Origin of the sequence: Streptomyces gottesmaniae (genome assembly GCF_031845845.1) — a bacterium.
Classification (GTDB): Bacteria; Actinomycetota; Actinomycetes; order Streptomycetales; family Streptomycetaceae; genus Streptomyces; species Streptomyces akebiae.
This window is the reverse complement of the sequence record NZ_JAVRFJ010000003.1, coordinates 225,982-238,613: the sequence shown is the minus strand read 5'-3', so window position 1 is coordinate 238,613 and position 12,632 is coordinate 225,982. Positions and strand designations below refer to the sequence as shown.

At 71.5% G+C, this 12,632-nt stretch carries 11 protein-coding genes; 3 read left to right on the top strand and 8 right to left on the bottom strand.

Annotated features, from left to right (window positions below; translation table 11 throughout):
• Positions 1-10: 10 nt before the first annotated feature.
• From RM704_RS05255 to RM704_RS05225, 7 genes are all read right to left on the bottom strand, one after another.
• Positions 11-1,372, bottom strand: a complete 1,362-nt coding sequence (locus RM704_RS05255; RefSeq protein WP_033529727.1) for a Gfo/Idh/MocA family protein — start codon at positions 1,370-1,372, stop codon at positions 11-13.
• Between the two features lie 104 nt (positions 1,373-1,476).
• On the bottom strand, positions 1,477-2,514 hold the full coding sequence (locus RM704_RS05250) for a substrate-binding domain-containing protein (protein ID WP_033529728.1): 1,038 nt from the start codon (positions 2,512-2,514) through the stop codon (positions 1,477-1,479).
• 36 nt (positions 2,515-2,550) lie between these two features.
• Positions 2,551-3,570: an ABC transporter permease gene (locus RM704_RS05245; RefSeq protein ID WP_033529729.1), complete on the bottom strand. Its 1,020-nt coding sequence runs from the start codon at positions 3,568-3,570 to the stop codon at positions 2,551-2,553.
• On the bottom strand, positions 3,567-5,108 hold the full coding sequence (locus tag RM704_RS05240) for a sugar ABC transporter ATP-binding protein (RefSeq protein ID WP_033529730.1): 1,542 nt from the start codon (positions 5,106-5,108) through the stop codon (positions 3,567-3,569). The genes RM704_RS05245 and RM704_RS05240 overlap by 4 nt, the downstream gene beginning before the upstream one ends.
• Before the next feature lie 140 nt (positions 5,109-5,248).
• On the bottom strand, positions 5,249-6,430 hold the full coding sequence (locus tag RM704_RS05235; RefSeq protein ID WP_033529731.1) for an ROK family transcriptional regulator: 1,182 nt from the start codon (positions 6,428-6,430) through the stop codon (positions 5,249-5,251).
• A gap of 325 nt (positions 6,431-6,755) precedes the next feature.
• Complete coding sequence (locus RM704_RS05230; RefSeq protein ID WP_078937279.1) at positions 6,756-7,430, bottom strand: GntR family transcriptional regulator; 675 nt, start codon at positions 7,428-7,430, stop codon at positions 6,756-6,758.
• Positions 7,431-7,632: 202 nt separating this feature from the next.
• On the bottom strand, positions 7,633-8,571 hold the full coding sequence (locus RM704_RS05225; RefSeq protein WP_033529733.1) for a beta-ketoacyl-ACP synthase III: 939 nt from the start codon (positions 8,569-8,571) through the stop codon (positions 7,633-7,635).
• A 296-nt stretch (positions 8,572-8,867) separates the two neighbouring features.
• Here RM704_RS05225 and RM704_RS05220 point away from each other — a divergent pair, with 296 nt between their 5' ends.
• Complete coding sequence (locus tag RM704_RS05220) at positions 8,868-9,416, top strand: YciI family protein (protein ID WP_033529734.1); 549 nt, start codon at positions 8,868-8,870, stop codon at positions 9,414-9,416.
• A gap of 65 nt (positions 9,417-9,481) precedes the next feature.
• Here the strand turns inward: RM704_RS05220 and RM704_RS05215 are convergent, their stop codons facing one another.
• The gene (locus RM704_RS05215) at positions 9,482-10,474 is read right to left on the bottom strand and encodes a glycosyltransferase family 2 protein (RefSeq protein ID WP_033529735.1); all 993 of its coding nucleotides are present in this window, start codon (positions 10,472-10,474) and stop codon (positions 9,482-9,484) included.
• Between the two features lie 100 nt (positions 10,475-10,574).
• Between RM704_RS05215 and RM704_RS05210 the strand changes: the two genes are divergently transcribed.
• Positions 10,575-11,045: a GtrA family protein gene (locus RM704_RS05210; protein WP_033529736.1), complete on the top strand. Its 471-nt coding sequence runs from the start codon at positions 10,575-10,577 to the stop codon at positions 11,043-11,045.
• 37 nt (positions 11,046-11,082) lie between these two features.
• Positions 11,083-12,522: a hypothetical protein gene (locus RM704_RS05205; protein WP_033529737.1), complete on the top strand. Its 1,440-nt coding sequence runs from the start codon at positions 11,083-11,085 to the stop codon at positions 12,520-12,522.
• Positions 12,523-12,632 lie beyond the last annotated feature (110 nt).

Genomic DNA, 12,632 nt, shown 5'->3' with positions numbered 1-12,632 from the left:
TCGGGTCTCCTCAGACCGCTGTGGGGGTGTGGGTCGGGGTGTAGACGGAGTTCTTCTCGGCGCTCTCCTCGACCGCCGCGAGCACCCGCTGCACCTGCAGCCCGTCGGCGAACGACGGCTCGGGCCGCCGGCCCGCCGCCACGGCGTGGACCAGGTCGCGGGCCTGGTGGACGAAGGTGTGCTCGTACCCGAGGCCGTGCCCCGGCGGCCACCAGGCGTCCAGGTAGGGGTGGTCGGGCTCGGTGACGAGGATGCGACGGAAACCGGCGTGGGCGGCGGGCTCGGTGTGGTCGTGAAAGGCGAGTTCGTTGAGCCGCTCCAGGTCGAAGGCCAACGAGCCGCGCTCACCGTTGAGTTCGATGCGCAGGGCGTTCTTGCGGCCGGTGGCGAAGCGGGTGGCCTCGAAGGAGGCGACGGCTCCGGAGGCGAAGCGGCCGGTGAACAGGGCCGTGTCGTCGACGGTGACCGCGCCCCGGCCGGCGGTGCCGCCGGAGGACGCGAGGCCGCTGGACACCCCGGCCGGCAGGGGCCGTTCGCGTACGAAGGTCTCCATCAGCGCGGACACCCCGACCACCGGCTCCCCGGCCAGGTACTGCGCGAGGTCGACGATGTGGGCGCCCAGGTCGCCGAGCGCCCCGGAACCGGCGGACTCCTTGCGCAGGCGCCAGGTCAGCGGGAACTCCGGGTCCACGAGCCAGTCCTGGAGGTACGTCACCCGCACATGTCGCAGGGCCCCGAGCCGGCCCTCGGCGACCATGCGGCGGCCCAGCGCGGTGGCGGGCACCCGGCGGTAGTTGAAGCCGACCATCGCCAACCGGCCCTGCGCGTACGCCTCTTCGGCCGCCACCGCCATCCGCTCCGCCTCGGCGACCGTGTTGGCGAGAGGCTTCTCGCAGAGCACGTGCTTGCCGGCGGCGAGGGCGGCGAGGGCGATCTCGGCGTGGCTGTCGCCGGGGGTACAGATGTCCACGAGGTCGATGTCGTCGCGGGCGATCAACTGCCGCCAGTCGGTCTCCGTCCCCGCCCACCCGTGCCGGTCCGCCATGGCCCGCACCGCGTCGGCGTCCCGCCCGCACACGGCGGCGAGCACGGGGGTGAGCGGCAGGTCGAAGACCCGCCCCGCCGTGCGCCACCCCTGCGAGTGCGCGGCGCCCATGAAGGCGTAGCCGACCATCCCGACCCGCAGCTGCGGCTTCTCCGTCCCACCGGCGAGCCCGGCCGGCCAGTACCCGACGCGAGGACCGTCGCCGACCGTCGAACCGGCGGGCGGGGCCACGGCACCGGCACGGGGAACGGTCCCGGCCCCCGCGTCGGGCCCCGGCGCTCCTGGCTCCTCCGCCTCGGCCTGGTCGGGCTGCTGCGGCTGTCCCATGCGTGTGTCCTCCTCGTGGTGGCGCGGTGGGGGGTGGGGCCCGACTCGGCGGCCCGGGCTCATGTCCTGCGTCGACCCGGCCCGGGTCCGTCGGGCGGGACCCGTCACTTGAAGCCGGTGGCCATGTACTGGTCGACGTTGTCCTTGTCGACGACGGCCGAGTACAGCGTCAGCGAGGACGGGATCTCGAACTCGGCGAGGCCGCCGACCCCCTTGCCCTGGCCGAGGGCGCGGGCGAGGTCGATCGCGGAGGCGGCCATGGTCGGCGGGTAGAGGACGGTCGCCTTGAGCACGCCGTCGTCCTTCTTGATCGCCTGGAAGGCGGAGAGCGCGCCCGCGCCGCCGACCATCAGGAAGTCGTCGCGCCCGGCCTGTTCGATGGCGCGCAGGGCACCGACGCCCTGGTCGTCGTCGTGGTTCCACAGCGCGTCGAAGTTCGACTGGGCCTGGAGGAGCTGGGCCATCTTGGCCTGCCCGGACTCGACGGTGAACTCGGCGGCCTGCCGGGCCACCTTCTTGATGTTCGGGTAGTTCTTCAGGGCGTCGTCGAAGCCCTTGGTGCGCTGCTTGGTCAGCTCCAGGTTGTCCAGCCCGGCGAGCTCGATGACCCGGGCGTCGCCCTTGTCCTTGAGCTTCTCGCCGATGTAGTGCCCGGCGTTGAGGCCCATGCCGTAGTTGTCGCCGCCGATCCAGCAGCGGTACGCCTGCGGGGAGTTGAAGATCCGGTCGAGGTTGACTACGGGGATGCCGGCCCGCATCGCCTTGAGGCCGACCTGGGTGAGCGCCTTGCCGTCGGCGGGCAGCACGACCAGGACGTCGACCTTCTTGTTGATGAGGGTCTCGATCTGCCCGATCTGCTGGGCGGTGTCGTTCGATCCCTCGGTGATCTCCAGGGTGACGTCCTCGTACCGCTCGGCGCGGCTCTTGGCGTTCTGGTTGATCGCGTTGAGCCAGCCGTGGTCGGCCTGCGGTCCGGCGAAGCCGATGGTGACCGCCTTGCCGGGCTTGTCGTCGGCGGCCGGCTGATTGTCGGCGGCCGGGTCGTCCTTGGTCTCGTTGCTGGTGCAACCCACGAGGAGGGCGCCTGCCGAGACGGCGGCGGTCCCGAAGAGCAGTCCTCTGCGGCTGGTGAACTCTGGCATGGCGGTGGGCCTTTCGCGTGTCGGCTCTTCGGTGGGTCAGGTCGTGCCGGCCGTGCGTCGCTGGACCAGGACCGCGGCGACGATGATCGCGCCCTTGGCGATCTGCTGGACATCGCTCTGCAGGTTGTTGAGGGCGAAGATGTTGGTGATCGTGGTGAAGATCAGGACGCCGAGGACGGAGCCGGTGATGGTGCCCCGGCCGCCACTGAGGAGGGTGCCGCCGATGATCGCGGCGGCGATGGCGTCGAGTTCGTAGAGGTTGCCGTTGGTGTTCTGGCCCGAGCCGGACAGCACGATCAGCAGGAAGGCGGCGATGCCGCAGCACAGTCCGGAGAGCAGGTACAGGTAGAGCCGCTGGCGGCGGACGTCGATGCCCGCGAGGCGGGCCGCCTCGGCGTTGCCGCCGACGGCGACCGTGCGCCGGCCGAAGGTCGTGCGGTTGAGCACGAGCCAGCCGATGATCGTCACGAGTGCGAAGACCAGGACGAGCGGCGGGATGCCGAGGACGTAGGCGTCGCGTTCACCGAGGTCGAGGATGGCGTCGACGGTGACGACCTGGGTGCTGCCGTCGGTGATCTGGAGGGCCAGGCCGCGGGCCGAGGCCAGCATGGCGAGGGTGGCGATGAAGGGGACCATCCCGCCGTACGCGATGAGCAGCCCGTTCACCAGGCCGCAGCCGACGCCGACGATCACCGCCGTGAAGAGGATGCCGGCGAAGCCGTACTCCTGCGTGGCGACGGTCGTCGCCCAGACCGACGCCAGGGCGACGATCGCGCCGACGGACAGGTCGATGCCGCCGGAGGTGATGACGAACGTCATGCCGACGGTGACCACGCCGATGACCGAGGCCTGGGTGAGCACGAGTTGGAGGTTGCGGGTGTCGAGGAACTCGTCCGGCTTGGTGACGCCGCCGATGAGGATCAGCGCGGCGAGGACACCGAGGAGGGAGAGCGTGCGGACGTCGGCGCGGAACAGCGTGGTCCGCCAGGCCGGGGGCCCGCTCGCCGCGGGTGCCTTGTCGATGTTGTCCCTGGGCGGGGACACGGGCTGCGTCATGACGCCGGGCTCCCTTCTGTGGCCACGGGGCTTCCTTCCATGACGAGGTCGAGGACACGGTGTTCGTCGAGTTCACGGGCGGGCGCGGTGTGCACGACCCGGCCCTCGCGCAGGACGAGCACCCGGTCGGCGAGGCCGAGGACTTCGGGCACCTCGCTGGAGACCAGCAGGACGGCGAGCCCCTCGTCGGCGAGTCGGCGGACCACCGCGTACAGCTCGGCGCGGGCTCCGACATCGACGCCCCGGGTGGGTTCGTCGAGCAGCAGGACCCGGCAGCCGCGCAACAGCCAGCGGGCGAGGACCGCCTTCTGCTGGTTGCCACCGGAGAGCGTGCGCACGGGTACGGCGGGGTTGTCGGGGCGCAGGGACAGCTCGCGGGTCGCGGCTCGCGCGGCACGGTGTTCGGCACCTCGGTCGATCCACCCGACGCGCGCGAAGCGGGACATCGACGACACGGAAACGTTTCTGGTGACGGACTCCAGCATCAGCAGTGCCTGCGCCTTGCGCTCCTCGGGGGCGAGCCCGAGCCCGGCCCGTACGGCGGCCCGTACACTGCCGAGCCTCAACTGCCGCCCGTCCACACTGACATGACCGGCCGTCGGCCTGCGGGCGCCGTAGATCGTCTCCAGGATCTCCGAGCGTCCCGAGCCGACGAGTCCGGCGAGCCCCACGATCTCGCCGGGCCGCACCTCAAGGTCGAACGGCTCGAACTCTCCGGCGCGCGCCAGTCCCCGCACCTCCAGGACGGGTGCGACCGCGGTCGGGGGCGCGGGCGGCCGATCGGGGAAGACGTACTCGACGTTGCGTCCGGTCATCAGTGCCACGACCTCGCGCGTCGGCGTGGACTTCGCGGGCAGCCCGCCCGCCACGGCCCGCCCGTCCTTCAGTACGGTCACCCGGTCGCCGATCCGGCGGATCTCCTCCAGGCGGTGCGAGATGTAGACGACGGCCACCCCGTCGGCGGTCAGGTCCCCGACGATCCTGAACAGGTTGTCGACCTCGTCCGGGTCGAGCGCGGCCGACGGTTCGTCCATCACGATCAGCCGTACGTCGTGGGAGAGCGCCCGGGCCATCGAGACGATCTGCTGCTGCGCGGCCGACAGGTCGCCGACGAGCCACGCCGGATCGACCTCGGGATGGCCGAGCCGCTTGAGCAGTGCGGCGGTCGACGCCCTGGCCGCCTTGCCCCGTACGACGAAGCCGGCGGCGGTGGGCTCGTGTCCGAGGTGGACGTTCTCGGCCACCGACAGGCCCTCCACCAGGTCGAGTTCCTGGTAGATGGTGGCGATGCCGAGGCGCATGGCGGCGATCGGGGACTTCAGGGTCACGGGTTCGCCGCGCCAGGTGATGGTGCCGTCGTCGGGCTGGTGGGCGCCGGCCAGGACCTTGATCAGGGTCGACTTCCCGGCGCCGTTCTGGCCGAGCAGACAGTGGACCTCTCCGGCCTGGACGTCGAGGTCGACGCCGTCCAGGGCCCGGACTCCGGGGAACGACTTGGTGATGCCGGACATGGTGAGCAGCGGTGGTTCTGGTGCCATGAGTTCCCCTTGGCGGGCGTGCGGGCCGGTTTCAGGGCGAATCCGTCTGCTGGGCAGGCGTTTCGGGCAGGGCGAGGCAGAGCGCTGTGCTGGAGGGCCTGGACGGAATGGGGCCTAGGCGCGTGCGAACGGGAGAGGGCTCACGCGGGTGAGAACAGGTGGTCGCTGATGAGACGGGCCGCGCCGATGACTCCGGCCGTGGGCCCCAACTCCCCCAGCACGATGGGCAGATTGCCGGTCGCGAGGGGCAGTGACTGACGGTAGACCTGGGTGCGGATGGCGGCGAGCAGGGTGTGGCCGAGGCCGGTCACCCCACCGCCGATCACCACCAGGCCGGGGTTGAAGAAGCTGACGAGTCCGGCGATGACCTGGCCGGTGCGGTTGCCGCCCTCGCGTATCAGGTCGAGCGCGGTGGCGTCGCCGGCGGCGGCCGCGGCGGCCACGTCGACGGCGGTCAGGGTGCCGCCTGTCTCCAGACGTGAGGCGAGTTCCGCCGAAAGTCCGTGCTGGGCGGCTTCCTTGGCGTCGCGGGCGAGCGCGGCGCCGCTGAAGTGGGCCTCCAGACAGCCCCGGTTGCCGCAGGCGCAGGGGCGGCCGTCCGGTACGGCGAGGATGTGCCCTATGTCTCCGGCGCTGCCCGTCGTACCGCGGTGGACCTCACCGCCGACGACGATGCCGCAGCCGATGCCGGTGCCGATCTTGACGCAGAGGAAGTCGCCCACGGAACGGGCCACGCCCGCGTGCTGCTCCCCCATCGCCATGAGGTTCACGTCGTTGTCGACCATGACGGGGCAGCCGAGTTCCTGGCTGAGCGCCTCGCGGACCGGGAACCCGTCCCAGCCCGGCATGATCGGCGGGGCGACCGGGACGCCCTCCGGGAAGCGGACCGGTCCGGGGACGCCGATGCCGGCGCCGTCGAACCCTTCCGCGAGGCCGGAGGCCTTCAGCTTGGCCGCCATGGAGAGCACCTGCTCGAAGACGGCGACCGGGCCCTCCCGCACGTCCATCGGCTGGTTGATGTGTCCGAGGATCTCCAACTCGGCGTTGGTGACGGCCACGTCGATCGAGGTGGCGCCGATGTCGACGCCCAGGAAACGCAGTTGGGGAGCCAGCCGGATGTTGTGCGACCGGCGGCCACCGCGCGAGGCGGCGAGTCCGTCGGCCACGACGAGTCCCGTCTCCAGGAGCCGGTCCACCTCCACGGCCAGCTTCGACCGCGAGAGATCCACCCGATCGCCGAGCTGGGCCCGCGAGTTGGGCCCCCCGTCCCGCAACAGCCGCAGCAGCCGTGCCTGATGCGCGTTCGCGGGTCGAGCCGTCATACGTCTCACGAGCCCCTCCCCGCCTCAACCGGCCGCTGCGTCCGTCGGGTTGCCGGCCGCAGCACCGCGACCGACCTTTCGCAGGGGAACGTAGCAGCGGCTGCCGGGGCTGGGAAGAAGTCGCGCACAGATTGCCGCCAACTTTCTCCACTGACAGGACAAAGGGTCTCGCGGCGGTACGCCGGACCACCCCGCGCCGCGGAGCACGAGGACGAGGATCCGGAGATGGTGCGGGGCTTCCCGGACGGGCGACGGCGGGCGACGACGGCCGACGGCGAACGGCGGCTACGGCTTCACCGATGGCCGCCCGCCACCCGCGCCTCGGTCACTTCTCCCGCTCGTGGTACGTCTTCCGCGTGTGCTCCGTGTGGGCCCGCATGACCTCCGTGGCCCTCTGTTCGTCGCGGGCCGAGATCGCCGTGATGAGGTCGCGGTGTTCGATCCAGGACTGGTGTCCGCGCCGGCGGGCGACGGGGGTGTAGTACCAGCGGACGCGGCGGTCGACCTGGGCGGCGAGTTCGGCGAGGACGGTGTTGCCGGCCAGTTCCATGACCTTGGCGTGGAAGCGGGCGTTGAGGGCGACGGCCGCGTCGACGTCGTCGGCCTCGACGGCTCGCTCGCCCTCGGCGCAGAGTTCCTCCAGGGCCGCGATGCCCGCCGTACCGGCGTTCGCCGCGGCGAGGCGGGCGGCCTCGGCCTCCAACAGGGTTCGGACCGTGAGGAGTTGGTCGGCCTCCGCCTCCGTCGGCTCGTGCACGAACGCGCCCTGCGCGGGCCGGAGATCGACCCACCCCTCGGTGTTGAGGCGTTGCAGGGCCTCGCGGACGGGTTGCCGGGACACCCCGAGGTGCCCGGCGAGTTCGCTCTCGACGAGGTGCTGGCCGGGGCGCAGCGCGCGCGTGGTGATGAGTTCGAGCAGGGCCTCGTAGACACGGTCGCGCAGCGGACCGGGGCGTTCGAGCTTGGGCACGGCCCCTTGCGGAAGTCCTGTGGACAACATCGGGTCCCCCTCCAGAGCACCACTGGATGTACTGCACACGGAAAGTCGACGGCCCGCACTGGAAAGAACTGGGAAGGACGGGAAATCCCAAGTCAACAGCCAGTATGGATTGTCTTTCGTCTACAGTCTACGGCCCACAATGGCCAGCCCGATGGAGGGTCGAACTCGTCACATCGCCGTCACCGCGTCACGAGCGCCCAGCTCAGGGGCAGCGGACGACCTGTCCCGCGTAGGAGAGATTGCCGCCGAAACCGAACAGCAGCACGGGGTCGCCGGAGGAGATCTCGCCGCGTTCGACGAGCTTGGAGAAGGCGAGGGGGATGCTGGCGGCCGAGGTGTTGCCGGAGTGGACGACGTCCCGGGCGACGACGGCGTTCACCGCGCCGATCTTCTCGGCGAGGGGCTCGATGATGCGCAGATTGGCCTGGTGGAGCACGACCGCGGCGAGGTCGGCGGGCACGAGCCCGGCCTTCTCGCAGGCGGCACGGGCGAGGGGCGGCAGCTTGGTGGTGGCCCAGCGGTAGACGCTCTGCCCCTCCTGCGCGAAGCGCGCGGGCGTGCCCTCGATCCGTACGGCGTTGCCCATCTCGGGCACCGACCCCCACAGCACCGGCCCGATGCCGGGCTCCTCGGCCGCCTCGACGACGGCCGCGCCCGCCCCGTCCCCGACGAGGACACAGGTCGTGCGGTCGGTCCAGTCGGCGACCTCGGACATCTTGTCGGCGCCGATGACGAGCGCCCGGGTGGCGGCGCCCGCGCGCACGGCGTGGTCGGCGGTGGCGAGGGCGTGGGTGAACCCGGCGCAGACGACGTTGACGTCCATGGCGGCCGGGTTCGGGATGGAGAGCCGGTTCGCGACCCGGGCCGCCATGTTCGGGGAGCGGTCGACGGCGGTGGAGGTGGCGACCACGACCAGGTCGATGGCCTCCGGGCCGAGTCCGGCGGCGGCGAGCGCCTTGGCCGCGGCGTGGCCGGCCAGCTCGTCCACCGGCTCGTCGGGTCCCGCGATGTGCCGGGTGCGGATGCCCACGCGGCTCGTGATCCACTCGTCACTGGTGTCGACCAGGCCGGCCAGGTCCTCGTTGGTGAGGACCTTGGCGGGCTGGTAGTGGCCGACGGCGGCGATTCGCGAGCCGTTCATGGGTGGTTCCCCTCGTTGCCTGTGGTCAGCGGGATCCACCAGTCTGATCAGTGACTCACCGGTACGAGGACGGGTGAGGCGACAGGAAAGCGTGGCCCGAGTTGTGGGCTTCTGTCAGAGCCCCGACGAGTCCCGGTCACGTCGTGAGTCCGCTCCGGTGACCGCTTCGTGAGAAGGCTCACAGGGCGAGAGGGGACGCCCTCGCCGCGCCGGTCGCAGTGGACTCGCCCGGGCGCGACCCGGTGGACTGCGAAACTCCGTTGAGATGCCGCCGGGTGTGGTGGAGGGTCGGGCCCATGGAGTACTTCTGCTATCACCGCGACCGGCTCGGATCACTCCCGTTGCGCGAGGAGTTGCTGGAAGCGCACTGGTCCTACATGGACGGGTACGCGAAGGAGCTGATCGCGCGCGGTCCGACCTTCGCCGACGACGGTGAGACCCCCACCGGCAGCGTGCACATCGTCGACCTGCCCGATCCCGCCGCCGCCCGCGCGTTCGCCTTCGACGAGCCCAACTACCAGGCCGGCGCGTACCGGGACGTGCTGCTGCGCCGGTGGCGCAACCTGCTGGGGCGCACCATGTGGGAGTTTCCCGGTGGCCGAAGCGGCGGCAACCGGTATCTGGTGCTCGGCCTGGGATCGGGGGAGGCCGCCGACGTCGACGTGCCGTCCGGGCGGGACGACCTGATCGCGTACGGACCGCTGCTGTCCGACGACGGCGCCACGTGGCTGGGGACGGCGGTGCTGCTGAGGGCCCCGGACCCGGCCACGGCGCGCGCCGTGCTGACCGCGGACCGGTACGCCGACATCGAGGTCCACGCCTGGGAGTTCGGCGGACGCCGCTGACGGACCGGGGGCTCCGCTCACACCCTCACGAGTCACACGCGGACACCCCGGCCGGTCAGCGGCTGTCAGCGACTGCCGGAGATGTTCCTGGCGGGCGCCGGGCCCGAGCCGGGCCGGGGTCTGGTGTGGCGCGGTGCGCGGCCCGGCGCCGCGTAGGCGAGGTGCACGAGCCGGGAGTGCTCCTGACGCATGTGCATGAGGGACTCCAGGATGTACCCGACGAGCAGGACGAGCACCGCGATCGTCATGATCGCGGCGGCGAGGATCGCCGTGGGGATGCGCGGCACGGTGCCCGTGCGGACGAAGTCGGCGATGACGGGGATGCCGAGGACGACCGAGACGAGGGCGAGGAGTCCCGCGACGACGGCGTGGACGAGCGAAGGCCGCTCGCGCCGGGCGAGATCGAGGATGACCCGCAGGATGCGCCAGCCGTCCCGGAAGGTGTGCAGCTTGCTCTCACTCCCGGCGGGCCTGACCCGGTAGTCCACCTCCACCTCGGCCGTGGGGAGCCGGAGGTGGAGCGCGTGGACGGTCATCTCGGTCTCGGTCTCGAACTGGCGGGCCAGTGCCGGGAAGGACTTGACGAAGCGGCGCGAGAAGACGCGGTAACCGCTCAGCATGTCGCTCACGTCGTTGCCGAACAGGAACCGCACCGCGCCCGTGAGCAGCCTGTTGCCGGTCGCGTGCCCCGCCCGGTAGGCGGCGCTGACCGTCTCGCGGCGGGCGCCGACCACCTGGTCGTACGGCCCTTCGAAGAGCAGGTTGACCAGGTCGCGCGCCCGGGACGCGTCGTAGGTGTCGTCACCGTCGATGAGGAGCAGGGCGTCGGCGTCGACGTCGGCGAAGGCACGCCGGATGACGTTGCCCTTTCCCTTGCGCGGTTCCTCCCGGACGATCGCGCCCGCCGCACGGGCGACCTCGACCGTGCGGTCGGTCGAGGCGTTGTCGTACACGTAGATGTCGGCCTCGGGCAGTGCCATCCTCAGGTCGCGCACCACCTTGCCGACGGCGGCCTCCTCGTTGTGGCACGGCACGACACACGCGATCGTCGGTTGCACGGCCGCTCCTTACCTGACCCGGCGTCGGATTACGATACGAAATAATGCGTTATGGGCGCGTCCGGGCGGTCGGGGCGCGCCGGGTCGTTACTCTCGCCGGGTGCTGGTCCTCGTATCCATGGCGCTGCGTGTGCGTGACGCCGTCCGGGGCGTCTGGCGCGAGGCCGCCAAGTTCGGAGTCGTCGGGGCGCTGGCCTTCGTGGTGGACAACGGCGGCTACAACCTGTTGGTGTTCGGTCTTCCCGGCGGCACGCAGGGCGGGGTGATGCGGTCCGCGCCCGTGCGGGCCTCCGTCGTCGCGACGGCTGCCGCGGCGCTCTTCAGTTGGGCGGGGAACCGCTACTGGACCTACCGCCACCAACATCGCGAGAACATGACGCGGGAACTGGCCCTGTTCCTGTCCGTGAACGTGGTCGGTGTCGCCATCACCGCGGGCACGGTCTTCGCCTCGCGCCATCTGCTCGGGCTGGAATCGATGGGCAGCGACAACGCCGCCCGCGTCCTCGGCTGGGCCCTCGCCACGCTGTTCCGCTTCTTCACCTACCGGCGCTACGTCTTCGTCGCGCCCTGATCCGTGCGGTCCGGTCGGCGCTGTTAGCATCCGCCACATGGGACAAAACACCCGCATTCCGGGCGAAAGGCGCTGGAACTGGTGGCTGGCCGCTGTCGCCGCGGCGTGTTGCGTGACCACGATCGTCGTCTTCGTCCCCGGGTACATGAGTCCCGACAGCATCGACCAGCTCCGGCAGGCCATGGGCAGGACACCCCTGACCGACTGGCATCCGCCCGTGCTGAGCCTGGTGTGGCGCGCGCTCATCGCCGTCACCGGCACGCCCGCGGCCATGGCCGCTCTCCAGTCCGTCGTCCTGTGGGGCGCGCTGTGGGTGCTCGCCCGGTGCGTCTGGGAGCTGACCACGAGCCGTGCCGGTTCGCTGGCCGTTCTCGGCCTCGGGCTGACTCCCCCCGTGCTGACGTTCGTCGGCGTGGTGTGGAAGGACGTCCACGCGGCCTGCGCGCTGCTGGCGGCCTGTGCGGTGGCGTTCGTCGGCCTGCGGCTGCGGGACCGCGGCCTCTCCGCCGGGGCGCGCCGGGGTCTGCTCTGGCTGGGGGTGCTCTTCCTCGCCTACGCGGTGCTCGTGCGCAAGAACGCCTTCCTCGCCGCGATCCCGATGTTCGTCCTGCTCGTCCTCGCGCTGTGGCGCTCCCCGGGACGCCGCACCTGGGCCGCGTGCACGGCGGCGCTCGTGGCCGCCGTCGTCCTGCCCACCGCCGGGATCTCGTTGATCGCACGGCCCGTACAGACGGACCAGGGCGCGCAGATCATGCTCGACGACCTCCTCCACGTCCTGACCGTGGAGGACCTGCGGTCGGCCGATGTCCGGCCGGACCTGCGGGACCGCCTGGTGGCCGCCGCCGAGGAATGCCGGCGCGTCGGCGCACTGTCGGACACCTACTGGGCCTGCTACCGACGTCCGGCGGACGGATTGACCGGGGACGCGGACGAGCTCACGTCGCTGTGGCTGCGCGAGATGCGCGGACACGCCTCCGGCTATCTCCAGTACCGGCTGCGGGTGTTCACCGCCCTGCTCTTCGAGACCGGCTACCCGTACCAGCCCGGGGTCTTCGCCAACGACCTCGGCATCGAGGTGGCCCGTCCCCGGCTGGAGGCCATCCTCGCCTCGTACGTCAACGGCGCGGCCACCGATCTGAAGCCGCTGTTCCGGGGATGGTTCTGGGTCGCCGTCGCGCTCGTGCTCGCCGTCCGTCCGGGCCGGGGGACGTTCTCCCTGCCGATCCGGGCCCTGGGCATCAGCTCGTTGGCCTATGTGCTCGGCTACCTGCCCATCGTGCCGGCGACGAACTACCGCTACGTCTACTGGCCCGCGCTCGCCTGCACGCTCGGTCTCGTCCTGCTCTGGCTGGACCGCGGCAGACCGGGCCGGGCCACCGCCGGCTCCGGCGTCCAGCGCGGCAGCGCCGCCGTCACCGTCCCCAGCGCCGTGACGGCACATCAGCCGACTCCCCCCGGGGACCGGCCTCCGGCGTGATGACCTCTCAACCGCGTGTGCGGGTGTCGACGCCGTCCGCACGGGCCTTCTCGCCGTGCTGTTCCGGTACCCGAGTCGGGCCCCGGTACCGGAACAGCACGGTCGGAGCA

What these genes read in the sequence shown, in the direction of transcription:
- RM704_RS05255 (WP_033529727.1), bottom strand. Translation starts at nt 1,372, where the DNA reads ATGGGACAGCCGCAGCAGCCCGACCAGGCCGAGGCGGAGGAGCCAGGA.
- RM704_RS05250 (WP_033529728.1), bottom strand. Translation starts at nt 2,514, where the DNA reads ATGCCAGAGTTCACCAGCCGCAGAGGACTGCTCTTCGGGACCGCCGCC.
- RM704_RS05245 (WP_033529729.1), bottom strand. Translation starts at nt 3,570, where the DNA reads ATGACGCAGCCCGTGTCCCCGCCCAGGGACAACATCGACAAGGCACCC.
- RM704_RS05240 (WP_033529730.1), bottom strand. Translation starts at nt 5,108, where the DNA reads ATGGCACCAGAACCACCGCTGCTCACCATGTCCGGCATCACCAAGTCG.
- RM704_RS05235 (WP_033529731.1), bottom strand. Translation starts at nt 6,430, where the DNA reads ATGACGGCTCGACCCGCGAACGCGCATCAGGCACGGCTGCTGCGGCTG.
- RM704_RS05230 (WP_078937279.1), bottom strand. Translation starts at nt 7,430, where the DNA reads ATGTTGTCCACAGGACTTCCGCAAGGGGCCGTGCCCAAGCTCGAACGC.
- RM704_RS05225 (WP_033529733.1), bottom strand. Translation starts at nt 8,571, where the DNA reads ATGAACGGCTCGCGAATCGCCGCCGTCGGCCACTACCAGCCCGCCAAG.
- RM704_RS05220 (WP_033529734.1), top strand. Translation starts at nt 8,868, where the DNA reads ATGGAGTACTTCTGCTATCACCGCGACCGGCTCGGATCACTCCCGTTG.
- RM704_RS05205 (WP_033529737.1), top strand. Translation starts at nt 11,083, where the DNA reads ATGGGACAAAACACCCGCATTCCGGGCGAAAGGCGCTGGAACTGGTGG.